Here is a 25,011-nt window from a genome sequence, read left to right as displayed (position 1 = left end):
CCGGACCGGACGCTCGGCGGCGCTCATGCGGAGACCGTGCCCAGCAGCGCGCCGGACGGGCCCGCCACGTGGATCGGCGCGTCGACCGACAGGTCACGCACCGCGGCGTGCCCGGCGCCGTCCAGGGTCGACGCCTCGGTGACCACCGCGGCGGCCTCGATCCGGGTGGCGCCGGAGGCGGCCGCCTGGGCCACCGCCAGCTGCAACGCGGTCACGGACAGGCTGGGCAGCGTCACCGAGGCCGCCGCGTACGTACGACCGTCCTGGTCCCGGACCGCGGCGCCCTCGGCCGCGGCGACCCGGGCGCGGGAACTACGCGCCAGGGTCACCAGCTTGGTGTCCTCGGCGCTCAGCGCGGAGCCGTCGGCACTCGGCACGGCGGTGGCGGCAAACGTCTGCTCAGGCATCGGCGGGAAGTCTTTCCTCGTTCTCGGTAGCGTTCTCATCGTTGTCGTCGGCGGGCGGCTCCGGCTGCACCCGGCGCACCAGCACCGAGTCGATCCGGTTCCGCCGGCCGGTGGTCCCCTCGGCGATCAGGTGCAGGCCGCCCACGTCGGCGCGGGCGCCCGGGATCGGCACCCGGCCCAGCGTCTGCGCCAGCAGGCCGCCGACCGTCTCCACCTCGTCGGCGGGCAGCTCCACGCCGAACACGTCACCCAGGTCCTCGATCGGCAGCCGGGCGGTCACCCGCACCGCGCCGTCGGCCAGGTGCTCGATCGGCGGGCGTTCCACGTCGTACTCGTCGGTGATCTCGCCGACGATCTCCTCGAGGATGTCCTCGATGGTCACCAGGCCCGCCGTGCCGCCGTACTCGTCGACGACGATGACCAGGTGATTACGGGCCGCCTGCATCTCCGACAGCAGGTCGTCGACCGGTTTCGACTCCGGTACGAACGTCGCCGGGCGCATCGCGTCGGCCACCGCCCGCGCGGTCGCCGCCGGGTCGCCGTTCTGCGTCCGCCGGATCACGTCCTTCAGGTAGAGCACGCCCAGCACGTCGTCGACGCTCTCCCCGATCACCGGGATCCGCGAGAAGCCCGAGCGCAGGAACAGGTACAACGCCTGCTGCAGGGTTTTCGGCGCCTCGATCCACACCATCTCGGTACGCGGCACCATCACCTCGCGGGCGATCGTGTCACCCAGCGCGAACACCGAGTGGATCATCTCGCGCTCGCCGTGCTCGACCACGCCCCGCTGCTCGGCCAGGTCCACCAGCTCACGCAGCTCGACCTGGCTGCCGAACGGCCCCTCCGGGAACCCCCGGCCCGGGGTCACCGCGTTACCGATCAGGATCAGCAGCGACGCGAGCGGGTTCAGCACCCGGCCCAGCCAGCGCACCAGCGGCGCCGCGGCACGGCCCACCGCGTACGCGTGCTGACGCCCCACCGTGCGCGGCGCGACCCCCACCACCACGAAACTGACCAGCGTCATCGCACCGGCGGTGACCAGCGCCGCACGCCAGCCCACCCCCCAGCTGTCCACCGCGACCAGCGCGACCAGGGTGGTCGCGGTCAGCTCGCAGAGCAGCCGGAGCAGCAGCAGCAGGTTGACGTGGCGGACCACGTCGGAGGCGACCGCGGCGAGCGCGCCCGCACCCCGCTGCCCCTCGCGCTCCAGTTCCGCGGCGCGGGCCGCGGACACCGTGGCCAGCGCCGCGTCGGTCATCGAGGCGAGACCGGCCAGCAGGACCAGCCCGACCGCGAAGAGGATCAGTTGCAGGTCCGGCAGGCCGGCCGAGGCGGCGTCCACGGTCAGCCGGCTTTACGCCCGGCGCGCCAGCTCTGCAGAAGCTTGTTCTGCAGAGCGAACATCTCGCGCTCCTCCTCCGGCTCGGCGTGGTCGTAGCCGAGCAGGTGCAGCGCGCCGTGCACGGTGAGCAGGTGCAGCTCGTCCGCGGGCGTGTGCCCGGCCGCGGCCGCCTGCTTGGCGGCCACCTCAGGGGCCAGCACGATGTCACCCAGCAGGGCCGGCTCCCCGGTCCCGGACTCGCCGGGACCGTGGTCGACGCTGCCCTCGTCCATCGGGAAGGCGAGCACGTCGGTGGGCCCGTCGCTGCCCATCCAGCGGTGGTTCAGCTCGGCCATGTAATCGATGTCGACGAGCAGGATGGACAGCTCGGCGAGGGGGTTGACCCCCATCTCGTCGAGGGCGTGCCGGGCAACCGCGAGGATCGCGTCGGTGTCGACCTCGACTCCCGACTCGTTGGCGATCTCGATGGACATAGTGGTGCGATTACCCCTTGCAATCAGCGCCGACGCCCCGGGCGGCCGGTCGCGGCCCGTCCGGGTACGGCATGTACGGAATTATCTGCCTGTTGGTCCTGCACGGCGTCGTACCGCGCGTAGGCGTCCACGATCTCCGCGACCAGCCGGTGGCGGACCACGTCGGAGCTGGACAGCTCGGCGAAGTGCACGTCCTCGACGTCGCGCAGGATCTCCCGGACCACCTTGAGCCCGCTGGTCGTGCCACCGGGCAGGTCGACCTGCGTGACGTCGCCGGTGACCACGATCTTCGCCCCGAACCCGAGCCGGGTCAGGAACATCTTCATCTGCTCGGGCGTGGTGTTCTGCGCCTCGTCCAGGATGATGAACGCGTCATTGAGGGTGTTGTGGGTGACGATCAGGTCGTCGGTCACGTAGAGGGAGTCCTCCGCCGCCACCTGGATGCAGACCGTCTCGGTCTCGCCTTCCGGCTCGATGCTCTCGATGAACCGCATCGGCCGGCCCCCGCCGGACTGCGCGTAGAGCTCCTGCTTGCGCGCCAGCCGGAAGGGCTGAACCGCTTCCGGCAACCGGATGTCCAGCACGAAGGCATCGTTGCGGTACGGCACCGGACGACCGTTCGCCAGGCCCGGCTTCCGGCCCTCCGCCGGGCGCCGGCGCCAGTGGGCGACCCCGCCCAGCGAGCGGACCAGGAAGACGACGTCGTCCCGCAGCCGCTCGGAGCAGGTCGTGTACTGGATCCGGCAGGTCCGGCCCCGCTGTGGCACCGGGCCGCCGTCGCTGTCGAGGAGCCCCTGCAGCACCGCGAGCCGGGTCGCGGCGGTGTTCCACAGATAGGCGTCCGGCACGAACCTCGTGGGTGACCGGGTGCCGGCGAGACCGAGAACGCGCAGCGCGGTGGTCATCGGGTCCGCCACGATCACACCACCACGCCGGCCGTCGACGTGCCGCGGGACGTAGTCGGCCTCGTCCTTGCGGACCAGCTCGACGTCCGGAAGCGCCGCCTCCGGCGCGCCCGCCGGCTCCGGGTCCGCGGTGCGGAACGCCGGAGTGGTCGTGGTGGTCAGACTTCCGTCGCCGAGGAGCAGCCCCAGGGCGTACGGATCCACCGGAACGTCCTGCTCCGGGAACTCCACCGGCTCCACCAGGGGCAGTTCGAACCGGTGCACGTGGCCGCGGCGCAGCCGGCCGATCATGTCCTGGGTCTGCACCACCCGGGCGCCGCGGCCGTGGCTGCGGTCGTCCGGGGTCTGCACGGTCCAGAGATGCTCACCGCAGGCCAGCGTCGAGGCGCCGTCCTGGGTGGTGACCCGGTAGACCGGCTTACGGCCCTGCGGATAGACGCCGAGGACCGGGGTCGGCCGGCCGTTCGAGCCGACCACGAGGTCGCCGACGGTCAGCTCGCCGATCGGGCGCCAGCCGTCCGGCGTCAGCACCCCGGCATCCAGCGGCTGCGCACGCCCACGCATGTAGGCCAGCGGGGCGACCTCGATCGTCCCGGCGGCCATCAGGCGGGGGATGGACTCCGGGTCGAGCATGTCGTGCAGGGCGTCGTAGAGCGGGCGCAGGTACGGGTCGATCTTCTCGGTGAGCGTGCCGGGCAGGAAGCCCAGTCGCTCGCCCGCCTCGACCGCCGGCCGGGTCAGGATGATCCGGTTGATCTGCTTGGCCTGCAGCGCCTGCACGGCTTTGGCCATCGCCAGGTACGTCTTGCCGGTACCGGCGGGGCCGATGCCGAAGACGATGGTGTTCTCGTCGATGGCGTCGACGTAGCGTTTCTGCCCCAGCGTCTTGGGCCGGATGGTGCGGCCCCGTCGGGACAGGATGTTCAGCGTCAGCACATCGGCGGGACGCTCGGAGGTGTTCTCCTCGAGCATCAGCAGCGTCCGGCGGACGGCGTCCACGCTGAGCGTCTCGCCCTTCTCGATCAGCTCGATGAGCTCGGAGAAGAGCCGCTCGGCGGTGGCGTTGTCCGCGGGATCGCCGGTAATGGTGATCTCGTTGCCGCGCACGTGCACGTCACTGCTGAGCGTGCGCTCGACAAGGCGGAGGATCTCGTCCTTGGCGCCGAGCAGGTTCACCATGATCTTCGGGTCGGACACCGAGATCTTGGTCTGCGCCCGCACCGGGCTGGACGAGCCCGTGCTGGAAGGGTTCGGCGTACCGGTCATAGGGCGGCCCTGTGGGCCTCCGCCACCTGCTCTCATCATCGGCTTGGCTTGTTTGGCGGCGCTGTCCCGAGTGGGGCGGCGTGCTCAAGGATCGTGCCATCCTATCCGCTCGCCCGCTCCCTCGCCGATGCCATTATCGGCAGGCAGTTCCGCAGATCACCCACCCGGCGCACCGATCGGGGAGATCGGCGCGCCGGGGTGGCGCTGCGGGAGCCGGCGTGGCCGAGGCGGTGAGCGCCCCGCACGGCGCCGCCGGGGAGCCCGTGGGTCAGGACGGGCCGTCGGAGGCCGGGCCGCCGTCGAAGCCCTCCTGCACCCGGGTGAACCGGTAGGTCGCCCAGTGCATCCGCACCACGGCGCCGCGCTCGTCGCGGGTCAGCCGCAGCAGCTCGCCGGCCTCGCGCCCGGAGACCGTCCGCAGGGTGTCCGCCCGATCCGGCAGCGGCCGGAAGATCGCCGGCGGCCGGTCCGCCGGCGCCTCCGCCGCGCGGGCCTGCAACTGGCCGTCGTGCCAGGCGAAGACGAACTCGGACCCCTCGCTCCACCAGCGCCCGAGCGCCGACCGGTACGGCGCCGGGGCGGGCGCCGCCGGCCGCCAGGGCCGGATCTCGGCCGGGTCCGCCTCGACGGTGAGCCGCAGCAGCTCGTGGACCAGCTCGTTGGTCTGCCCGGCGGTGCCGGAGGAGCCGAGCACGGCGCAGCCCAGGCCGCCCGGGTTGCCCTCGCCGCCGCGCCGGCCGTAGACGCCGGCCAGGAAGCCGGGCATGGCGCCGTCGTGGCCGACGTGCACCGCGCGCCGGCCGTCCGGGCAGAGGATCAGGCCGAGCCCGAAGCCGGCCGCCCAGAGCGACTCGTCGGTGGTGGTCAGCGGCCAGCGCATCTCGTCGACGGTGGCCGGGGCCAGGACCCGGGCGCCCGGGTCGACCGAGCGCGGGTCGGCCAGGAACGCCGCCCACCGGGCCATGTCGCCGGCGGTGCTCCACAGCTGCGCGGCCGGGGCGACGCCGCCCATGTCGATCGGCGGTTCCGGGCGCGCGGCGTCGGAGTACGCGTCGACCAGGTAGCCGACGACCGCCTCGGCGGGCCGGGCGGCGGTGGTGGCGTCGAGGCCGAGCGGGGTGAGGACGCGCTCGGTGAGGACCTCCGCCCAGGTGCCGCCGCGGAGTCTGGCGACCAGCTGGCCGAGCACGGCCAGGCCGAGGTTGGAGTAGTGGAAGCGGCGGGCGGCGGGCAGCACGCGCTCGGCCCGGTCCAGCTCGGCGAGCAGCCGGGCGGCGTCCGGGGCGGTCAGCGTGTCCCACACGTCGCCGTACGGCTCGCGCTGGTAACCGGCGGTGTGCGAGAGCAACCGGCGGATGGTGGCGTCGCCGTGCGCGGGGACCTCGAGGTGGCGTGAGACCGGCTCGTCGAGGTCGAGCAGCCCGTCGTCACGGGCCTGCATGACCAGTACGGCGGTGAAGGTCTTGGTGACCGAGCCGATCCGGAACCGGCTGTCCGGCCCGAGCGGGTGCTCGGGGTTGCCGGACTCGCCGACGGTGAACGTCCACGGCTCGCGGTCGGCGCGGTGCAGGGCGACGGTGAGCGCCGGGATCCGGCCGTCGGCCTGGGCGCGGCGGGCGGCGCGCTCGTAGCGGGCGGTGGGGCCGCTCACTTGCCGGCCAGCATCGGGCCCAGCGGGGCGCCGCCGACCACGTGCGCGTGCACGTGGAAGACCTCCTGGCCGGCGTTGCGGCCGGTGTTGAAGATGACCCGGAAACCGTCGGCGGCCAGCCCCTCGGCCTCGGCGACCGCGGCCGCGGCGGCCAGCACGTCGGCGGCGGCGGACGGGTCGGCGGCCAGGGCGGTGACGTCGGCGTGGTGATCGACCGGGATCACCAGGACGTGGGTCGGCGCCTTGGGGTCGATGTCGCGGAACGCCACGGTGGTCTCGGTGCGGTGCACGACGGTCGCGGGGATCTCGCCGGCGACGATGCGACAGAACAGGCAGGAGTTGTCCACCCGTCGGATCTTATGCGGGACCGGGCTGGGCTTGAACGGGTGCCGGAATTCCGGATCTCGTCCTGGGACCGCTCCCGCGGTGAGCCCGGCCAGCCGGACGACCAGGGCCAGCTGGAGGACCGCGGCCGAGGCCATCGCCAGCCAGACGCCGGGCAGGCCGAGCCGGGACGGCAGCCACCAGGCGAGGGCGGTCTGCGCCACCGTCCCGGCCACGGTCACCGCGAACAGCCGCGGCCCCCGGCCGGTCGCCATCAGGAACCCGGCCACGGCGATCACCCCGGCGATCGGCACCAGGTAGCCGCCCACGCTGCGCAGGAACAGCACGCCGGCGGCAGCCACCGCGCGGTCGGCCGTGAACGCCCGCATGACCAGCGGGGCCAGCACGGCGAACAGGGCGCTCGCGAGGACTCCGGTGAGCAACGCCAGGACGCACACCTGACGGCCGACGGCCCGGCGCTGGCCGGGGTGGGCGCTGAGCGTGCGCGGGGTGTGGATGGTGGCCGCGTTGCGGATCGCGTAGAAGGCCATCGTGGCGAAGTAGAGGACCTTCATGCCGATGCCGTAGGCGGCCACGGCGCTCACCCCGAAGCGGCCGACCAGGCTCAGCAGGACGAGGGCGCCGCCCATGCGTACCAGGAAATCCCCGGCGATCGGCGCACCGGTCCGCAGCACCGCGCCCACCGCCGCGCCGGGCGGGAGGTCCCGCCCGGCGCGATCGTCCCGGGCGCCGGCTGCCGCGTCGCCGCCGGTGGCTGCCGGGACACCGCCGTCCGGGGACGCCGCCACGACGGGCGGCCGGGCCCCGCGGCGCAGCAGCAGCACGCCGATGGCCAGGGCGGCGGCGCGGCCGAGGGCCGTCGCTGCGGCGGCGCCGGCGACGCCGAGGGCGGGCAGCGGCCCGGTGCCGTAGATCAGCACCGGGTCGAGGATCAGGATCAGGGCGTTGGCGGTCAGGGCCAGGCGCATCGGCGTACGGGTGTCGCCGCGCCCCGCGAAGATCGCGTCGACGACCTGCTGGGCGTAGAAGATCGCGACGCCCGGGAACAGCACGGTGAAGTAGCCCTCGGCCAGGCGCGCCGTGCCCGGGTCGTCGAGGAAGGCGCCGGCCAGCGCTCGGCGCAGCACCAGCCCGGCGAGCACCACCACCGGGGTGAGCAGCAGGTAGAGCCGCCAGCCGGCCCGGATCACCGCCCCGGCGGTGGCCCGGTCCCCGGCGCCCAGCGCGGCGGCGAGCCGCACGGTGACCCCGCCGTTGATCAGCAGAACGGCGCCGAGCAGCACGTTCTCCACGCCGGTGGCCACGGCCACGGCGGCGACCGGGGACGGCCCGAGGCGGGCCACCCAGGCGACGTCGACGATCCCGGTGAGCACGCCGGAGAGCAGCGCGACGTAGTTGGGCACGGCCAGCCGCAGCAGCGGTCCACGGTGATCCATCAGCGCCTCGTTTCGTTGTACCTCTAATCGAGGTAACACGGAACGATATAGGCTGACCCGGCACCGAACAACCGGGAGGCAGTGATGCTGGCGCTGGCGATCCTCGGCTTCCTGCACGATGAGCCACTGCACGGATACGAGCTGAAAGACCGGATCACGTCCCTGACCGGCCACGTGCGCACGGTCAGCGACGGCGCGCTCTACCCGGCGATCAACCGGCTGACCGCCGCCGGGCTGCTGGAACGCCGCACCGAGCCGGGCGTCGCGGCCGCGCCACGACAGATGCTCTCGCTCACCGACGCGGGCCGGGCCGAGCTGCTGCGGCGCCTCGGCGAGCCCTCCGAGGTGGAGATCACCGACCGGAACCGGTACTTCACGCTGCTGGCGTTCCTGCGGCACCTGCCGGACCCGGCGCGGCAGGCCGAGGTGCTACGCCGACGGCTGGCCTTCCTGCAGGCGCCGGCCACGTTCTTCTCCCGCGGCGGCCGGCGGCTGCACGCCGACGACGTGGACGATCCGTTCCGGCAGGGCATGTTCGAGATCGCCCGCGCCACCTCACGGGCCGAGCGGGCCTGGCTGGAGCGCACCCTGGCCGAGCTGACCGCCGACCCGACCGGCTGACGGCGGGCCGCTGAGCAGCGCCGGTCCGGGCCAGGTCACCAGCGGCCGAGGCGCGCGGAGAGCACCGAGAGCGCGGCCACCCCGGCGGTCGAGGTGCGCAGCACGGCGCTGCCGAGCCGCACCGGGACCGCGCCGGCGTCCCGGAAAGCGCTCACCTCGGCGTCGCTGATGCCCCCCTCCGGGCCGACCACCAGCACGATCTCGCCGCCGGCCGGCAGCGGCACGGCGGTGAGGCGCTCGGTGGCCTCCTCGTGCAGCACGAAGGCGGCGGCCGCGCCGGCGAGCCGGGCCGCGACCTGCCGGGTCGAGCAGTCCGGCGCACCGGCGACCACCGGCAGCCAGGAGCGGCGAGCCTGCTTGGCGGCCTCCCGGGCGGTCGCCGCCCACCTGTCCCGAGCCTTGGCCCCGCGGTCGCCGCGCCACTGCGCCACCGACCGGGAGGCCGCCCACGGCACGATCTCGTCGACCCCGGTCTCGGTCATCGCCTGCACGGCCAGCTCCCCGCGGTCGCCCTTGGCGATGCCCTGCACGACCACCAGCCGCGGGTCGGCCGCCGGCTCGATGGTTCGCTCGCGCACCGCGACGTCGACGCTGCCCCGGCCCACCGCGACGACCTCGGCGTACGCGGTGCCGCCACGTCCGTCGGCGAGGATCAGCGCCTCACCGGCACGCAGCCGTTGCACGGTGGCGGCATGGTGCCCCTCCGGCCCGTCCAGGGTGAACGACGATCCGGCGGGCAGGCTCTCGACCAGGAACAGCGGCGCGGACACCCCCGCACGCTACCGCGCCGGGGAAGCCGCCCAGCCGCCGGCCGGGGGCGCGTGCCACGCCCGCGAGGCGGTGGCCGCCGGCCACCGCCTCCCGTGTCGCCGGCCGGTCAGTGGCCGTTGAACGCGTCGCGCATCCGGCTGAAGAAGCCGCCCTGCTTGCTGAGCTCGGCGACGTCCTCACCGCGGGTCTTGGCGAAGTCGCGCAGCATCCGCTCCTGGTCGGCGGTGAGCTTGGTGGGCGTCTTGACGTCCAGGTGGACGAAGAGGTCACCGCGGCCCTGACCGCGCAGGTGCGGCACGCCCTTGCCCCGGATGCGCAGCGTGCTGGCCGGCTGCGTGCCCGGCTTGACCTCGATGTTCTCCTCGCCGTCGAGGGTCTTGATGGTCATCCGGGTGCCCAGCGCCGCGGCCGTCATCGGCAGGGTGACCCGGCAGTGCAGGTCGTCGCCCTTGCGCGAGTAGACGTCGTGCGGGCGCTCGTGGATCTCCACGTAGAGATCACCGGCGGTGCCGCCGCCCGGACCGACCTCGCCCTGCTGGGCGAGGCGGATGCGCATGCCGTCCTCGACCCCGGCCGGGATCTTCACGGTGAGCGAGCGCCGGGTGCGGATGCGCCCGTCGCCGGCGCAGGTCGGGCAGGGGTTGGGGATCACCGTGCCGTGCCCCTGGCAGTTCTGGCAGGGGCGGGACGAGACGACCTGGCCGAGGAAGGTGCGCTGCACCGACTGCACCTCGCCACGACCGGCGCACACCTCACAGGTGGCCAGGTGGGTGCCGGGCGCGGTGCCGGCCCCGGAGCACTGGGTGCAGAGCACCGCGGTGTCGACGGTGATCGGCGCCTCGACGCCGAACGCGGTCTCCACCAGGTCCAGCTCCAGGCGCAGGATGGCGTCGGCCCCGGGCCGCGTGCGCGGCCGCGGACCGCGGCTGCCACCACCGGCCGCGGTGCCGAAGAAGGCGTCCATGATGTCCTGGAAACCGACGAACGGGCCGGCCCCGCCGGGGCCACCGCCGGGCGCGCCGCCGCCGGGCGCGAGCGGGTCGCCGCCGAGGTCGACGATCTGCCGCTTCTGGTCGTCGGAGAGGACCTCGTACGCCGCGTTGATGTCCTTGAACTTCTCGTGCGCCTCCGGATCGGGGTTGACGTCCGGATGGTACTGCCGAGCCAGTTTGCGGTAGGCGCGCTTGATCTCGTCGTCGGTGGCTTCCCGGCTCACGCCGAGAATTCCGTAGTAGTCCTTGGCCACGGGGTTTGGAGTCCTCAATGTCTGCGCGGATCCGTCAATTCTGTGCCAACAGGTCGCCAACGTAGCGTGCCACTGCACGAACGGTTGCGATGGTGCCGGGGTAGTCCATCCGGGTCGGCCCCAGCACGCCGAGCCCACCAACGATCGTGGCGCCCGGCCCGTAACCGGTGCTGACCACGGACGCGGACCGGAGGTTGTCGATCTCGTTCTCGTCGCCGATCCGGACCCGGGTGGTGCTGGGCTCCAGGTCGCCGATCAGCTTGAGCAGGATGACCTCCTCCTCCAGCGCTTCCAGTACGGGTCGCAGCGTGCCCTGGAAGTCCAGCACACCGCCGCGGGTGAGGTTGGCCGTCCCGGCCAGCGCGAGGCGCTCCTCACTCCGCTCGACCAGCGTCTCCAGCAGCACGCTGGCGAGACATGCCATGTTCCCACGCCGCTCCGGTGCACACTCGTCGACGAGTTTCTGCACCAGCGGCGGGGTGTCCGCGAGTTTCTGCCCGGCCAGCTTCTCGTTCACCCGGCGGCGCAGCTCCCACACGTCGCCGTCCGGCACCGGGGCGGGCATCTCGACCAGACGCTGCTCGACCCGGCCGGTATCGGTGATCATCACCAGCATCAGCCGGGTGGTGGAGATCGGCACCAGCTCCAGGTGCCGCACCGCGGAGCGGGACAGGCTCGGGTACTGCACCACGGCGACCTGGCGGGTCAGCTGGGCCAGCAGGCGCACCGTGCGGTGCACCACGTCGTCGAGGTCGACCGCGCCGACCATGAACCGCTCGATCGCCCGGCGCTCGGCCGGGCTGAGCGGTTTGATCCGGGTGAGCCGGTCGACGAACAGCCGGTAACCCGCGTCGGTGGGCACCCGGCCGGCGCTGGTGTGCGGCTGGCGGATGTACCCCTCCTCCTCCAGCACGGCCATGTCGTTGCGCACCGTGGCCGGGGAGACACCGAGCTGGTGGCGCTCGACCAGCGCCTTGCTGCCGACCGGCTCGCGGGTCTTCACGTAGTCCTCGACGATCGCCCGCAGGACCTCGAGCTTGCGGTCATCCAGACTCATATGACCCTCCCTCTGGCACTCCCGCGGACAGAGTGCCAGTCTACGTCGCCGCTGGCTGCAGCGCGATGATCGAAAGGACGGACCCTCGGCGGTTCCGGGGCGGCCGATCCGGCCCGCCAGCCGGGGCCGGACCGAAAGAGTACGGCCGATCGCCGCCGCCGGGCCACCCGCGCGCGCTCAGGCGACGACGTCCCGGATCACCGCGTCGGCCAGCAGCCGGCCGCGCAGGGTCAGCACCAGCCGCCCGGCCGCCCAGGCCGCCGGCTCCAGCAGACCACCGGCCAGGGCCCGCTCCGCGCCGGCCCGGTCCACCCGATCCAGGGCGATGCCGTCGCGCAGCCGGACCCGCAGCATCACGTCCTCCACGTGCCGGTCCGCCGCGGACAGCAGCTCCCGGCCGTGACCGGGCGAGACGCCACCGGCCAGACGCTGGGCGTACGCCGACGGGTGCTTCACGTTCCACCAGCGCACCCCGCCGACGTGGCTGTGCGCGCCGGGGCCCAGCCCCCACCAGTCCGCGCCGGTCCAGTACAGCCGGTTGTGCCGGCACTCGCCGCCGGGCCGCGCCCAGTTGGACACCTCGTACCACTGGAAGCCGGCGCCGGTCAGCGCCTGCTCGGCGGCCAGGTAGCGGTCGGCGGCCACGTCGTCGGAGGGGTAGGGCATCTCGCCGCGGCGCATCCGCGCGGCCATCCGGGTGCCGTCCTCGACGATCAGGGCGTAGGCGCTGACGTGATCCACGCCGGCCTCGATCACGGTCTGCACCGACTGCGCGAAATCCTCCGCGGTCTCCCCCGGCGTGCCGTAGATCAGGTCCAGGTTGACGTGCTCGAACCCGGCCTCCCGGGCCTCCCGGGCGGCCTGCGGCGCGCGGCCGGCGGTGTGCTTGCGGTCCAGCACGCGCAGCACGTGCGCCGCCGACGACTGCATGCCCAGCGAGATCCGGGTGTAGCCGGCCGCCCGCAGCCGGGCCAGGTAGGCCGGGTCCACCGACTCCGGGTTCGCCTCGGTGGTGACCTCGGCGTCCGCGGCCAGGCCCCAGGTGCGGTCGATGCCGTCGAGGATCCGGCCGAGATCGTCGGCGCTCAGCAGGGTGGGGGTGCCGCCGCCGACGAAGACCGTGTCCACCCGGCGCGGCTGGATCACCTTGGCGGCCAGGTCCAGCTCGCGCAGCACGGTCGAGGCGTACTCGTCGCGGCCGGCGCCGCCGCCCAGCTCGCTCGCGGTGTAGGTGTTGAAGTCGCAGTACCCGCACCGGCTGGCGCAGAACGGCACGTGGACGTAGACGGCGAAGCCGTTCGCGCCCACGTCGCGGGTGGCTTCGTCGGGGAGCGACCCGTCCGCGGGTACGGGTTCGCCATCAGGGAGTGCGCCGGCCATCCGCCAAGTGTGCACGGTCGCCGTTAAGGTGCCGGGCATGGATCTGGTCCGTTCCGTCACCGCCGCCGGGGTGACCACCCTGACCCTGGACAGCCCCGCCAACCGCAACGCGCTGTCCCGCGCGCTCATCACCGAACTGCTCACCCGGCTCGGCGCCGCGGCCGCCGACCCCGCCGTACGTGTGGTGGTTCTCTCGCACACCGGCCCGGTGTTCTGCTCCGGCGCCGACCTGAAGGAGACCGCCGCGACCCGGCCGGGCGAGCGTCTGCCGGTCGAGTTGATGGCCGACCTGCTGGCCGCGCTCTGGGAGTTCCCGAAACCGGTGGTGGCCCGGATCGGCGGCCCGGCCCGGGCCGGCGGCCTGGGCCTGATCGGCGCGGCCGACCTCGCGGTCTGCGCCCGCTCGGCGACCTTCGCGTTCACCGAGGTACGGCTCGGCGTGATCCCCGCCGTGATCAGCGCCACCGTGCTGCCCCGGCTGGCCCCCCGGGCGGCCGCCGAGCTCTACCTCACCGGCGACGTCTTCGACGGCCCGCGGGCGGCGGAGATCGGCCTGGTCACGGCCGCGGTCCCGGACGAGGAGCTGGACGCCGCGGTCGCCCGGTACTGCGCGTCGCTGATCCGCGGCGGCCCGCTGGCGCTGGCCGGCACGAAAGAACTTCTGCGGCGTACCCGGTCGGAGTCCATCCGGGCCGAACTGACCGACCTCAGTGACCGATCGGCCGGATACTTCACCTCTGCGGAGGGCCGGGAGGGGGTGGCCGCCCGCCGGGAGAAGCGGGACCCGAGCTGGATCCCGGCGCCCTGACGGCACATCCGGACAGTCACGGATGTCTCCGTGCGCTCGTTGATTAGGCTTGGCGTCCGACAGTGAGGAGGTGCGGTGAGGTTGAAAGCGGTCATCGGAGTGTTCGCCTCGCTGGCCCTCATCGCCGTGGTGAGCGTGTTCTTCGTGCTCAGCAAGGTTCCCGGCGGCATCAAGCTGCCCCGGATCGGCCCGGAGTGCACGGTCCGCGCCGACGGCGAGGTCACCCTGGACTCGGTGCAGATGGCCAACGCCGCGACGATCGCCGCGGTCGGCGTGCGCAAGGAGATGCCCGAGCAGGCGGTGGTGGTCGCGCTGGCCACCGCCCTGCAGGAGTCCAAGCTGGAGAACCTGGACGACGGCGACCGCGACTCGGTCGGCCTCTTCCAGCAGCGTCCCAGCCAGGGGTGGGGCACGTTCGAGCAGATCAAGAACCCGAGGTACGCGGCCGCCAAGTTCTACACCGCACTGAGGAAGGTGAAGGGCTGGGAGGACATGCGGGTCACCGACGCGGCGCAGAAGGTGCAGCGCTCGGCGTACCCGAACGCGTACGAGAAGTGGGCGGACGAGTCCCGGGTCCTGGCCCGCGCGCTGCTGGGCCGGGCCACCGGCGCGGTCGCCTGCACGGTGACCGGCGCCCCGGCGGTGCGCGGCGCCGCGGCCGCGTCCGCCCTCATGGCCGGTCTCAAACTGGACTGGGGCAAGAAACTGGACTCCGCCAGCGAGCACGCGGCCGGCCTGACGGTTTCGGTCAGCAATCCCAGTTCCGGCTGGCGCTACGCGCACTGGCTGGTCTCGCACGCCTCGGCGACCGGTCTCGAACGGGTACGTTTCGGCGCCCTGGAGTGGACGGCCCCGGACGGAAAGTGGCAGCAGGTAACCACGACCGGCGCCCACGACGAGGGCCGCGTCGTCGCCGAAGTCTTCAACTGACGTCACGCCGCCGCAACTTTCGGTGACGTGCGGTAATTGTGGCCGCCGGAGCGGGAATTGCGCTGCGTATACATCGACGTGGACAGTGCGCAACCACCCTGGTACTAAGTAGGGCGTGTTCTGGGGAGCCCTCGCATGGAGCCTGCTCGGGGTGGGAGGCGTGGCCGCGATCGCCTGGGGCGTGCGCCGCCACCGCCCGGCACGGACGGCGCCCTGGTGGCTGCTCGCCGGCTCGGTGGCCGCCCTGACCGTGGGCGACGTCTGCTACGCGTACGGCCACCGCGACCTGGCCGAACCCTTCTACATGTCGATGTTCGGCTCGGTGTCGCTCTGCCTGCTGCAGTTCACCCGGGGCGGCGTGCTGCTCCCCGACCGGGCCCGGCTGATCGACCTGCTCGCCTTCGCCTGCTCGACGCTGCTGGTGATCTGGGTCTTCGTGATCGGCGCACAGGGCCGGATGGGCGCGGTCCCGGCCGCCGACGTGATCGGCGGCCTACTGCTGGTGGTGGTGGCCGGCCGGCTGGCCACCGCGGACCGGCGCAACGTGTCGGCGCGGCTGCTGCTGATCGGCGCGCTGGGGCTGCTGGCCGGCGACGTGTGCTACCCGCTCGCCGAGGGCCCGCTCACCGAGTCGCTGTTCGTGGTGCTCTACGTCGGCTGGGCCGCGAGCGCCCTGCACCCGTCGATGGTGCGGCTGACCGAGCCGGCGCCGACCCCGCACGACCCCGGCAAGTTCCGGTGGGCGGTGCTGCTCGCCGCGTCGGCCGGGGTGCCGCCCACGGTGCTGCTCATCGAAGCGCTTCAGGGCACCGTCCGGGACGGCGTGGTGATCGCCGTCACCGGCGCGATCACGCTCCTGCTCGTCATCACCCGGCTGGCCGACTCGATCCGCCGGCACGGCCAAGCCCTGACCCGCGAGCACGTCCTGCGCGCCGCGACCGCGGCGCTGGTCGCGGCCGCGGATCGGCCGGCCGTCGACGCCGCGGTGCGCGCGGCGGTCGCCCAGCTCCTGCCACCTCAGGACGTCCGCCGGGTCGCGCTCGTCGACGAGCTGACCCCCGCCGAGCTGCCGCCGGAGCCGGCCGGCCCGGCGACCCGCAGCTGGTGGCTGGACGCGGTGGAGCCGGACGAGCGCACCATGGTCTGCCCGCTGCGGCTGGAACCGCTCGACGTGGCGCGGCCCAGCGGCGGTGCGCTGGTCCTCACCGGGCGGCGGGAGTCCCTGGCCACCGGGCACGACGCGCTGGAGGTGCTGGCCGGGCAGGCCGCGCTCGCCCTGGACCGGATCACCCTGGTCGAGGCGGTCGGCCGGCGGGACAGCGACCTCTACCTGCGCGCCGTGATCCGCAACACAGCGGATCTGATGGCGGTGATCGACGCCGACCAGCGGATCCGGTATTCCAGCCCGGCGCTGCGCGACCTGCTCGGCCAGGACGAACTACCCCCGCTCACCACCCTCGACGAGCTGATCCACCCGGACGACCGGGCGATGGTGCGCGACGCGCTGCGCGCCCAGGGCGACGGCGTCCTGCACTGCGCCCTGCAGCGCGCGGACCTGACCCAGGTGCTGATCGAGCTCACCTACCGGGACCTGCGGGAGGACCGCCTGGTGCAGGGCCTCGTGGTGACCATGCGGGACATCACCCGCAACCACGACCCGGCCGAGCGGCACCCGCACGCCGAGCACGGCGGTGACATGCCGGCCTGGGTCAACCGGCGGTCCGCGCAGCAGCGGTTCCGGTACTGACCTGCTCCGGGCTCGGGCCACCCGGCCTCGCCGGCCACCCCCGCCCCGCCACTTCGGGCCGCCGCCTCCCCGCCACTTCCGATCCCTGCCTTCACCAGCACTTCGGGCCGCCGCCTCCCCCCAACTTCCGGCCGCTGCGTCCGCTGGCACTTCCGATCCCTGCGCCCGCCGCCACTTCCGGCCGCTGCGCCCGCTGGCACTTCCGTTTCCGTGACCGGCGGATTGTCCGGAAATGAACACCCCGGCAGGCCGCCGCTTTCCGATCGGCCGCTATTGGCGCAACGCGAAAGCGCCGGGCCTGGAAAGGCCCGGCGCTTTTCGGCTTTGCGGGTGTTATCGGGTGAGGCTCCGGCGGCCGACAACGCCGACGGTCAGGGCCACACCGATGGCGGCGAGCACGACCTGGAAGAAGAACTCGATCCAGTCGAAGCCGTTGGTGTCGGCGACACCGAACGCCCGGGCCAGCACCGTGCCCAGCAGCGCCGCGACCACACCGATGACCATGGTCAGCCAGATCGGGATGTTCTGCTTGCCGGGTACGACCAGGCGACCCAGGGCACCGATGATCAGACCGACGATCAGCGCGGTGATGATTCCGGTGACGGTCATGTGGTTCCTCCTCGGGGGTGGTGCTTGTCGGTTGCGTCCGTCGAGCCCCAGAGTTCCCGACCCCTCGAGAAATCAAACCGCCCTATTTTTTGGCGCCCTTCGCCTCCGGTGCCTCGGTGGTGGAGAGCGCGGCGATGAAGGCCTCCTGCGGGACCTCCACGCGGCCCACCATCTTCATTCGCTTCTTGCCTTCCTTCTGCTTCTCGAGCAGCTTGCGCTTGCGGCTGATGTCACCGCCGTAGCACTTGGCCAGCACGTCCTTGCGGATCGCGCGGATCGTCTCGCGGGCGATGATGCGGGAGCCGATGGCCGCCTGGATGGGCACCTCGAACTGCTGCCGCGGGATGAGTTTCTGCAGCTTGGCGGCGATCGTCGTGCCGTACGTGTAAGCCTTGTCCTTGTGCACGATGGCGCTGAACGCGTCGACCGGCTCGCCGTGCAGCAGGATGTCCACCTTCACCAGGTCGGCGACCTGCTCGCCGGAGGGCTCGTAGTCGAGTGAGGCGTACCCCTTGGTCTTGCTCTTCAGCTGGTCGAAGAAGTCGAAGATGATCTCGGCCAGCGGCAGGGTGTACCGCAGTTCCACCCGTTCGGCGGACAGGTACTCCATGCCGAGCAGCGAGCCCCGGCGGCTCTGGCACAGCTCCATGACGGCGCCGACGTACTCGTTCGGCACCAGAACTGTGGCGCGCACCACAGGCTCGTGGATCTCGGCGATCTTGCCGGCCGGGAACTCGCTCGGGTTGGTGACCACGGTCTCCTTGGCGTCCTCGGTGATCACCCGGTACACCACGTTCGGCGCGGTGGAGATCAGGTCGAGGCCGAACTCCCGCTCCAGCCGCTCGCCGATGATCTCCAGGTGCAGCAGGCCGAGGTAGCCGACGCGGAAGCCGAAGCCGAGCGCCGCCGACGTCTCCGGCTCGTAGGTGAGCGCGGCGTCGTTGAGCTTCAGCTTGTCCAGCGCGTCGCGCAGCGCCGGGTAGTCCGAGCCGTCGATCGGGTAGAGACCCGAGTAGACCATCGGCTTGGGGTCCTTGTAGCCGCCGAGGGCCTCCTTCGCCGGCCGGTTGTTGCCGGTGACGGTGTCACCGACCCGGGACTGGCGGACGTCCTTCACACCGGTGATCAGGTAACCCACCTCGCCGACGCCGAGCGCGCCGGCCTTCTCCATCTCCGGTGAGGCGACACCCAGCTCCAGCAGCTCGTGCACGGCGCCGGTGGACATCATCTTGATCCGGTCACGGGCCTCGATCCGGCCGTCGACCACGCGGACGTAGGTGACGACGCCGCGGTACACGTCGTACACCGAGTCGAAGATCATCGCGCGGGCCGGGGCGGCCGGGTCGCCGACCGGGGCCGGGAACTGCCGGACGATCTCGTCCAGCAGGTGGTCCACGCCGACACCGGTCTTGCCGGAGACGCGCAGCACGTCGGTGGGCTCCACGCCGATCAGCTTGGCCAGCTCCTCGGCGTACTTCTCGGGCTGCGCCGCGGGCAGGTCGATCTTGTTGAGCACCGGGATGATGTGCAGGTCGTTCTCCATCGCCAGGTACAGGTTGGCGAGGGTCTGCGCCTCGATCCCCTGCGCGGCGTCGACCAGCAGGATCGCGCCCTCGCAGGCGGCCAGGCTGCGGGAGACCTCGTAGGTGAAGTCGACGTGGCCGGGGGTGTCGATCATGTTGAGGACGGCCGACTCGCCGGTCCGGTCGCCGGCACGCACGGTCCAGGGCATGCGTACGGCCTGGGACTTGATGGTGATGCCGCGCTCGCGCTCGATGTCCATCCGGTCCAGGTACTGAGCGCGCATCTGCCGCGGGTCGACCACCCCGGTGATCTGCAGCATCCGGTCGGCCAGCGTCGACTTGCCGTGGTCGATGTGGGCGATGATGCAGAAGTTGCGGATGCGGCTGGGATCGGTCGATCCGATCACGTTCACGCCGGGGTCGAGCGGTCCAGGCACGGTCGTCCGTTCTTCTCGGGCTGGTTCTGCGGTTCGGGTGGCGCCGGGCGAGTGCCGGCGCTACCTATCGTCCCACGCCCGCGAGGGCAGGTCGGATCACACCCGTTCGAGCGGCTCCCGCGGGCCCGGCGGAAGCTCCACGGCGACCGGATCGCCCGGACGAATCGCCCCACCGCGCAGCACGACGCCCATCACCCCGGCCTTGCGCACCACGGTGCCGTCCGGGTCCTGCTTCAGCACCTCCTTGAGCAGCCCGGCGCGGTACCGGTTGATCTGCGCGCACGGGTTGCGCAGCCCGGCGAGGATCACGGCGGGTCGCGGGTCGTGGCCGGCCGCGCCGTCGCGCTCCCGCTCGACCGCGGCGGTGACCGCCGCCACCGCCCGCGCCGTCGCCTCGTCCAGCGTCGCCGCCGCGGCCGCCGCCAGCACCGGCGCCACCGGCCCGTCCCCGCCCGGCGCGACCGGCCCGTCCCCGCCCGGCGCCGAGCGGCCCGCTCCGGCGGGAGCGCTGTCCACCGCCGCACCGGCCCCGCCCGGCTCCCCCGGGACACCGCCGGCCGCCCCCACGCCCGGACGCGCGGGGTCGTCGCCGGCGCTGCCCGCCGCGCCCGGGGCGCCGAAGCGCAGCACCGTGCCGCGCGGCAGGGCCAGCAGGTCGATCCCGCGCGTCGTGACGTTCTCCCCCATGCCACCGGCCGAGACGTCGAAGCCCTTCCCCGCCACCTCGTCGAACAGCTCAGCCTGGATCAGGTGCACCTGCCGCAGGTTCGGCTGGCTCGGATCCGCGGCCACCCGGCTGCGGTGCCGCGCCGTCACCCCGGCGTGGATGTCCCCCGCCACACCCAGGCCGGCCACCAGGACGATCTCGTCCCGATTGGGCTTCGTGAACGTATAGGCGTCGTTGCTGCTGACCGCGGCGATCGTTCCGGTGTCGTCACTCATGCCGTGATTCTTACCGGCGCGCCGGCCCCCGCTCGACACGGATCCCCACCCGTGGCAGGGGCGGCCGCTCAGTCCGGTGGCTCCAGGAACAGCGCGGACAACCGCGGCAGGCGGCGGCGCATCTCGTCCTCGTTGTCGAAGTCCCACAGGTCGGCCACCGCGGGCCGGGTGCGTGGCCGGTCCCCGGCCGGCAGCGGCTCGCCGGTGGCCCGCTCGTAGGCCCGGGCCGCGATGCCCAGCACCTCCTCCGCCTCGAACACCGCGCCGGTCTCCGCCGCCGCCTTGATCGCCACCACGTTGGCCAGCACGTCCGGCTCACGCACCGCGGCGGCCACCGCCTTGCGGCCGTGGGCGATCAGCCAGCCCCGGAACGCGTCGAAGCCGGCCTCGTCGGCGCCGCTGTTGATCAGATAGGCGGCGGCCCAGAGATCCTCCGTCCCGGAGGCCGCCAGCACCTTGTCCAGGTGGCGGCCCCAGGCGACGATCTCCTCCGGATCGTGCGTGGCCAGCTCGGCGACGGCACGCTCGGCCACCTCGGCGGGGGACGCCGGCCGCGAGGCGGTCGCGCGGTCGATGACCGCCCAGAAATCGTCGGTTCGCATGCCTGGGATCCTGCCAGTGCGGTACGACAGAATCCCCGGCGGCAGGATGGAGCCATGCGGCCGATCACCCTGCCCGACGTTCCGTACGACTCCACCGCCGTACGCCCGGAATGGGCCGAGCTGCCGGAGGCCGTGCGGGACGCGATCACCGCGCGCCTCGGCTCTCCGGTCCGCGCCGCGCGCAGCGCCGGCGGCGGTTTCACCCGGGCCTTCGCGGCCGTGCTGACAACCGAGGCGGGGACCCGCGCGTTCGTGAAGGCCGCACCGGACAGCGACCCGACCGCCCGGTGGTACGCCCGGGAAGCCGCCATCACCGAGGCCCTCCCGCCGGAGGTGACCGCCGCCCGCCCGCGCTGGACGACGACCGCGTCCGGCTGGTTCGTGCTCTGCCTGGAGGCGGTCGACGGCCGCGTCCCGGCGCTGCCGTGGTCGCCGGCCGACCTGGACAGCACGCTGCGCAGCTGGTCCGCCGCGGCCACCGCGCTGGCCTACCCGTCGCCACGGCTGCTGGCCGTCGGCCTGCCCGCCCTGCCGGACATCCTGCGCGCGGAGATGTCGTGGTGGTCACTGATCGCCGGACGGCGGGCCCCGATGCCGGAGTCCGCCGCGCGGACCGTCGCGCCGCGGCGGCTCGCCGAGCTGGCCCGGCTGGAACGCGCCCTGCCGCGACTGGCCGCCGGGGACACCATGTCGCACGGCGACCTGCGGCTGGACAACGTGCTGATCGACCGGGACGGCCGGGCCTGGCTGTGCGACTGGACCTGGCCGTGCCTGGGCGCGCCCTGGTTCGACACGGTCACGTTGCTGGTCAGCGCGTACGCCAGTGGCCTGGACACGGACGCCGTGCTGCGCGCCTGGGGCGCGCCGGACGAGGGCGTCGACGGGGCGCTGGCCGCGCTCTCCGGGTACTGGCTGGTCCGCGCGGCCGGAGGTCCGAGCAGCGCCTCCCCGCACAGCCGCCAGCACCAGCGGTTCAGCGGCGGGCAGGCGCTCGCCTGGCTCGCCGAGCGCCGTGGCTGGAGCGCGGACGAGCCGCCGAAACGGGGGTGGCTGCGCCGGTGAGCCGGAGCCGTTTTGGCGGCTCGGAGGCGTGCTGGTAATCTGGTTCCTCGCGTGTGGTGACACGCTGTTGTTTCCTGCACCGGCATCGCCGGGTGAGACGGCCGCGCGGTGACCATTCGTTTGAGACCATTTTCCGAACTAGTCAGGACAAGGCTGTCGCGTGGCGAACATCAAGTCCCAGATCAAGCGCAACCGGCAGAACGAGAAGGCCCGTCTGCGCAACAAGTCGGTCAAGTCGTCGCTGAAGACCGTGATCCGCAAGCTCCACGAGGCGAGCGACGCGGGCAACGCGGAGACGGCGACCGCGCTGCTGCGTGACGCCTCGCGTCAGCTCGACAAGGCTGTCAGCAAGGGCGTCATCCACAAGAACCAGGCGGCCAACCGCAAGTCGGCCATCGCCAAGAAGATCGCCTCGCTGTCCGCCTGATCCTCTTTCGGATCAGATCGGCGGCCGCACGGTAGCGGTCGCTGGCTCCGCCCGCCGGCGGGCGGGCAGAACGAACCACACCCGGGCATCGCGGGACCGTCACGGTTCCCGCGGTGCCCGGTTCGTTTCTCCGGGGTACGCCCTACCACTCCCACCCGCGGTCACGCGCCCCGGCGATCGTGGCACCCCATCGGCGCCGCCGTGCGCGGATGATCGCGACACCCCATCGGCCCGCCGGGCGCGGGCGATCGTGGCATCCCACCGGGGCCGCCGGGCGCGGGCGATCGTGGCATCCCACCGGGGCCGCCGGGCGCGGCGGGGCAGACGGCAGCGGGCCCCGCACGGCTGTCCGCACGGGGCCCGCTGGAGGTTCGGGGGGCGCTACTCGTACCGCCGCGCCGCGGACTGTCGCGCCATCTGCTGCCGCACGTCGACCTCGTCGGCCCACGGGCGGCGTACCGGCGCGGTGTTCATCGGCGGCGTGCCCGCCTGCTCGGCCCCGGCGAACCGCCCGTGCGGCGCCTCGCCCCGGACCGCCTCGGCGCTGGCCACACCGCCGCCCTGGACGGCGGCCTGCGCCGCCCCGCCCCAGCCCGGTTCGGCCCGTCCGCTCGTGCCGTCCTCGGCCCACCCGCCGCGACCGCCGTAAGCGCCCTGGGTCCACCCGTCCCGGCCACCGGGCGGGCTCCCGGTCCACTCCGGCCGGCCGCCAGGCGGACTCTCCACCCAGTCGTCCCGGCTCTCCTGCGGGGTCCCGGTCCACCCGTCCTGGCCGGCTCGGGCGTCGCCGGCCCATTCGTCTTGGCCACCCTGCCCGTTCTCGGGCCAGTCCTCCCGGTCGCCCCGCGCGCCCTCGGGCCACTCGTCCCGGCCACCCTGCCCGTTCTCGGGCCAGTCCTCCCGGCCACCCTGCCCGTTCTCGGCCCACTCACCCCGGGTGCCGTGGGTGCTTTCGACCCACTCCTGCCGGTCGTCCTGAGCGCTCTCGACCCACCGGCCACCGGGGGCGCCGCCGGTCCACTCGTCGCGGCCGTCGTAGGCCTCGGCCCGCTCATCCGGGCTGTCCAGGGCGGGCTCGGCGCCGCGGTCCGGCGGTCCGTACCGGTTCTCCGGCGGGAACCAGACCACCGCGGTCGAGCGTCCCTGCGCCGCGTCCACCGGGGGAGTCACGACCGGGGTCCGCACCCGCGGCGGTGGCGCAGGCCACGGGGCCGCGTGCCCACCGCCACGCGGCCGATGCGGGTACCGCTCCCCGCGCTGCACCGCGACCCGGGCCGCCACCGGTTCCGCGGCCGCCGCGGGCGGCGCCAGCCACCCGGCCACCAGGTCGTTGAACTTCACCATCACCGCCACCGCGAGCGGCAGCACCAGCACCCCCCACCAGCTGACCAGCTCGGCGAGCGCGAGCAGGATGCCGAGCGCGATCGCGCCCTCCAGGAAGACGAAGCAGAGCAGCCCGCTGGGACTGAGATGGCGCAGGCGGAGCATCCGGGAGTACAGCGGCTGGTGGGCCGCTCCGGCCCGCCGGGAGCGAACCGTGCGGGTCATCGGGCGCCTCCCCCGCGCCGCGCCGTGGCGACCGCGAAGACGGCCCGCTCCAGCGCGAACCCGCGGTCCTCGGCGCCACCCTTGACCGCCGCGTTGCAGTCGGCGGCCGCACGCATCGCGTCGACCAGGCCGTCCGGGGTCCAGCCCCGGCTGCGCTCCTGCGCCCGCTGGATCTTCCAGGCCGGCATCCCGAGCGTGCTGGCCAGCTGGTACGGATTGCCCTTGCCGGCCGAAGCCACCCGGGCCACGGTCCGCACCCCGTCGGCCAGCGCGTCCGCGATCGGCACCGGGTCGACGCCCACGTGCAGCGCCCAGCGCAGCGCCTCCAGCGCCCCGGGCAGGTCGCCGACCATGGCCGCGTCCGCGACCGTGAAGCCGCTGACCTCGGCCCGGCCCCGGTAGTACCGGGCGACGACCGCCTCGGTCACCTTCCCGTCGGTGTCGGCGAGCAGCTGTGAGCAGGCCGCCGCGATCTCCCGCAGGTCGTTGCCCACCGCCGCGAGCAGCGCGGCCGCGGCCGCCTCGTCGCACCGGCCGCCGGCGCGGCGGAACTCGTCGCGGACGAAGGCGGTGCGCTCCCGGTCGTTCTTCAGCTTCATGGCGGGCACCACGGTGGCGCCGGCCTTCTGCAGGCCGTCGGCGAACGCCTTGCCCTTCGCGCCGCCCGGATGGGTGACGATCAGCGTGACGTCCGGGTCGGGACTCTTCGCGTACGCCAGCAGGGCGGCGGCCAGCTCCTTGCGCGCGTCCTGCCCGTTGCGGAGCACCAGCACGCGGCGTCCGCCGAACAGCGACGGGCTGAGCATCTCGGCGACCTCACCGGGCGAGAGCTGGCCGGCTTCGTACTCCCGGACGTCGGTGCCGGGGTCGGCGGCGCGAGCCGCTTCCACCGCCGCGGTGACAGCACGGGCGGCGAGAAGTTCCTCATCGCCTTGGACGAGCAGCAACGAGGGCGGTGGCGCGGCGTTCACGCCGGATATCGTCGCACGTCCGGCGGACGGTCCGGCGCGGCTCACTCTCTGGCGCAGGGCAACCGATCACTGAACGCGAAACCCGACATATCGGCTGGCGAGCATGGTTCTGCCCGGCTGACCTGCGCCCGCACCGGCCGGGCCCGGACACCGCCCGACGACCCCCCTCTATCCGGAAGGACTCCGAAACTCACCCATAAATCGGGCATGTCGCTCGGGCGTCCGCGGCCAGCCGACACCCCGGCCCCTGGCCTCACCCCCGCCCGGTGCCCTGCATCCGCGCCCACCCGGCCCCGAGCGTCCGCGCCCACCCGGCCCTGGCCGTCCGCGCCCACCCGGCCCCGAGCATCCGCGCCCACCCGGCCCTGGCCGTCCGCGCCCACCCGGCCCCGAGCATCCGCGCCCACCCGGCCCTGGCCGTCCGCGCCCACCCGGCCCCGAGCATCCGCGCCCACCCGGCCCTGGCCGTCCGCGCCCACCCGGCCCCGAGCATCCGCAGCCCAGG

Annotated in this window: 20 protein-coding genes and 5 pseudogenes; 6 read left to right on the top strand and 19 right to left on the bottom strand. The window is 73.5% G+C overall.

Going from position 1 to position 25,011, the window contains the following annotated elements:
- Positions 1-23: 23 nt before the first annotated feature.
- The 9 genes and pseudogenes from ACTEI_RS06360 to ACTEI_RS06335 all read right to left on the bottom strand — a co-directional run.
- Complete coding sequence (locus tag ACTEI_RS06360; RefSeq protein ID WP_122976785.1) at positions 24-407, bottom strand: cytidine deaminase; 384 nt, start codon at positions 405-407, stop codon at positions 24-26.
- A complete protein-coding gene (locus tag ACTEI_RS06355) occupies positions 400-1,719 on the bottom strand; it encodes a hemolysin family protein (RefSeq protein ID WP_372443297.1) in 1,320 nt (439 codons plus the stop codon). The genes ACTEI_RS06360 and ACTEI_RS06355 overlap by 8 nt, the downstream gene beginning before the upstream one ends.
- A 32-nt stretch (positions 1,720-1,751) precedes the next feature.
- Entirely contained in the window at positions 1,752-2,222 is a 471-nt protein-coding gene (gene ybeY / locus ACTEI_RS06350) for an rRNA maturation RNase YbeY (RefSeq protein WP_122976783.1), read from the bottom strand.
- A gap of 23 nt (positions 2,223-2,245) precedes the next feature.
- Positions 2,246-2,605: pseudogene (locus tag ACTEI_RS38110) on the bottom strand (PhoH family protein); the annotation flags it as partial.
- A 312-nt stretch (positions 2,606-2,917) separates the two neighbouring features.
- A pseudogene (locus tag ACTEI_RS38105) lies at positions 2,918-3,127 on the bottom strand (hypothetical protein); the annotation flags it as partial.
- A 552-nt stretch (positions 3,128-3,679) separates the two neighbouring features.
- Positions 3,680-4,393: pseudogene (locus ACTEI_RS38100) on the bottom strand (PhoH family protein); the annotation flags it as partial.
- 268 nt (positions 4,394-4,661) lie between these two features.
- Positions 4,662-6,044 carry a serine hydrolase domain-containing protein gene (locus ACTEI_RS06340; RefSeq protein WP_122976781.1) on the bottom strand — a complete coding sequence of 461 codons (1,383 nt, stop codon included), beginning with the start codon at positions 6,042-6,044 and terminating at the stop codon, positions 4,662-4,664.
- Positions 6,041-6,391, bottom strand: coding sequence for an HIT domain-containing protein (locus ACTEI_RS38095; protein ID WP_239082646.1), 351 nt, complete (start codon positions 6,389-6,391; stop codon positions 6,041-6,043). Before ACTEI_RS38095 ends, ACTEI_RS06340 begins: the two co-directional genes overlap by 4 nt.
- A gap of 234 nt (positions 6,392-6,625) precedes the next feature.
- Positions 6,626-7,825 (bottom strand): annotated as a pseudogene (locus tag ACTEI_RS06335) (MATE family efflux transporter); the annotation flags it as partial.
- A gap of 84 nt (positions 7,826-7,909) precedes the next feature.
- Here ACTEI_RS06335 and ACTEI_RS06330 point away from each other — a divergent pair.
- Complete coding sequence (locus ACTEI_RS06330; protein ID WP_122976780.1) at positions 7,910-8,446, top strand: PadR family transcriptional regulator; 537 nt, start codon at positions 7,910-7,912, stop codon at positions 8,444-8,446.
- A 35-nt stretch (positions 8,447-8,481) separates the two neighbouring features.
- On the opposite strand, the gene ACTEI_RS06325 is transcribed toward ACTEI_RS06330, so the two are convergent.
- From ACTEI_RS06325 to hemW, 4 genes are all read right to left on the bottom strand, one after another.
- Entirely contained in the window at positions 8,482-9,216 is a 735-nt protein-coding gene (locus ACTEI_RS06325) for a 16S rRNA (uracil(1498)-N(3))-methyltransferase (RefSeq protein ID WP_122976779.1), read from the bottom strand.
- Between the two features lie 107 nt (positions 9,217-9,323).
- Positions 9,324-10,463: a molecular chaperone DnaJ gene (dnaJ, locus tag ACTEI_RS06320; RefSeq protein ID WP_122976778.1), complete on the bottom strand. Its 1,140-nt coding sequence runs from the start codon at positions 10,461-10,463 to the stop codon at positions 9,324-9,326.
- Between the two features lie 34 nt (positions 10,464-10,497).
- The gene (gene hrcA / locus ACTEI_RS06315) at positions 10,498-11,520 is read right to left on the bottom strand and encodes a heat-inducible transcriptional repressor HrcA (protein WP_122976777.1); all 1,023 of its coding nucleotides are present in this window, start codon (positions 11,518-11,520) and stop codon (positions 10,498-10,500) included.
- Positions 11,521-11,697: 177 nt separating this feature from the next.
- Positions 11,698-12,900, bottom strand: a complete 1,203-nt coding sequence (hemW, locus tag ACTEI_RS06310) for a radical SAM family heme chaperone HemW (protein WP_187645901.1) — start codon at positions 12,898-12,900, stop codon at positions 11,698-11,700.
- A gap of 37 nt (positions 12,901-12,937) precedes the next feature.
- Between hemW and ACTEI_RS06305 the strand changes: the two genes are divergently transcribed.
- The 3 genes from ACTEI_RS06305 (at position 12,938) to ACTEI_RS06295 (ending at position 16,385) form a co-directional block, all read left to right on the top strand.
- On the top strand, positions 12,938-13,708 hold the full coding sequence (locus ACTEI_RS06305) for an enoyl-CoA hydratase-related protein (protein ID WP_372443296.1): 771 nt from the start codon (positions 12,938-12,940) through the stop codon (positions 13,706-13,708).
- Between the two features lie 81 nt (positions 13,709-13,789).
- A complete protein-coding gene (locus tag ACTEI_RS06300) occupies positions 13,790-14,638 on the top strand; it encodes a hypothetical protein (protein ID WP_122976775.1) in 849 nt (282 codons plus the stop codon).
- A 115-nt stretch (positions 14,639-14,753) separates the two neighbouring features.
- Positions 14,754-16,385 carry a PAS domain-containing protein gene (locus ACTEI_RS06295; protein ID WP_122976774.1) on the top strand — a complete coding sequence of 544 codons (1,632 nt, stop codon included), beginning with the start codon at positions 14,754-14,756 and terminating at the stop codon, positions 16,383-16,385.
- A gap of 333 nt (positions 16,386-16,718) precedes the next feature.
- On the opposite strand, the gene ACTEI_RS06290 is transcribed toward ACTEI_RS06295, so the two are convergent.
- From ACTEI_RS06290 to ACTEI_RS06275, 4 genes are all read right to left on the bottom strand, one after another.
- On the bottom strand, positions 16,719-16,994 hold the full coding sequence (locus tag ACTEI_RS06290; protein WP_122976773.1) for a GlsB/YeaQ/YmgE family stress response membrane protein: 276 nt from the start codon (positions 16,992-16,994) through the stop codon (positions 16,719-16,721).
- Positions 16,995-17,076: 82 nt separating this feature from the next.
- Positions 17,077-18,954, bottom strand: coding sequence for a translation elongation factor 4 (gene lepA / locus ACTEI_RS06285; protein ID WP_122976772.1), 1,878 nt, complete (start codon positions 18,952-18,954; stop codon positions 17,077-17,079).
- Positions 18,955-19,050: 96 nt separating this feature from the next.
- Positions 19,051-19,896 (bottom strand): MOSC domain-containing protein, encoded by an 846-nt coding sequence (locus ACTEI_RS06280; protein ID WP_122976771.1) that lies wholly within the window; start codon positions 19,894-19,896, stop codon positions 19,051-19,053.
- Between the two features lie 68 nt (positions 19,897-19,964).
- Positions 19,965-20,498, bottom strand: a complete 534-nt coding sequence (locus tag ACTEI_RS06275; protein WP_122976770.1) for a DUF4240 domain-containing protein — start codon at positions 20,496-20,498, stop codon at positions 19,965-19,967.
- 54 nt (positions 20,499-20,552) lie between these two features.
- Between ACTEI_RS06275 and ACTEI_RS06270 the strand changes: the two genes are divergently transcribed.
- Both ACTEI_RS06270 and rpsT read left to right on the top strand, forming a co-directional pair.
- Positions 20,553-21,560, top strand: coding sequence for a phosphotransferase (locus ACTEI_RS06270; protein ID WP_122976769.1), 1,008 nt, complete (start codon positions 20,553-20,555; stop codon positions 21,558-21,560).
- A gap of 160 nt (positions 21,561-21,720) precedes the next feature.
- Positions 21,721-21,987: a 30S ribosomal protein S20 gene (gene rpsT, locus ACTEI_RS06265; protein ID WP_122976768.1), complete on the top strand. Its 267-nt coding sequence runs from the start codon at positions 21,721-21,723 to the stop codon at positions 21,985-21,987.
- A 1,233-nt stretch (positions 21,988-23,220) separates the two neighbouring features.
- Here the strand turns inward: rpsT and ACTEI_RS06255 are convergent.
- A pseudogene (locus ACTEI_RS06255) lies at positions 23,221-23,535 on the bottom strand (hypothetical protein); the annotation flags it as partial.
- Positions 23,532-24,515, bottom strand: a complete 984-nt coding sequence (gene holA / locus ACTEI_RS06250) for a DNA polymerase III subunit delta (RefSeq protein ID WP_122981950.1) — start codon at positions 24,513-24,515, stop codon at positions 23,532-23,534. The gene holA and the pseudogene ACTEI_RS06255, both read right to left, overlap by 4 nt.
- Between the last annotated feature and the right edge of the window lie 496 nt (positions 24,516-25,011).

The organism is Actinoplanes teichomyceticus ATCC 31121, assembly GCF_003711105.1.
Lineage (GTDB): Bacteria > Actinomycetota > Actinomycetes > Mycobacteriales > Micromonosporaceae > Actinoplanes > Actinoplanes teichomyceticus.
Note: the sequence above shows the minus strand (reverse complement) of the source record. Positions and strands in the feature narration are given on the sequence as shown.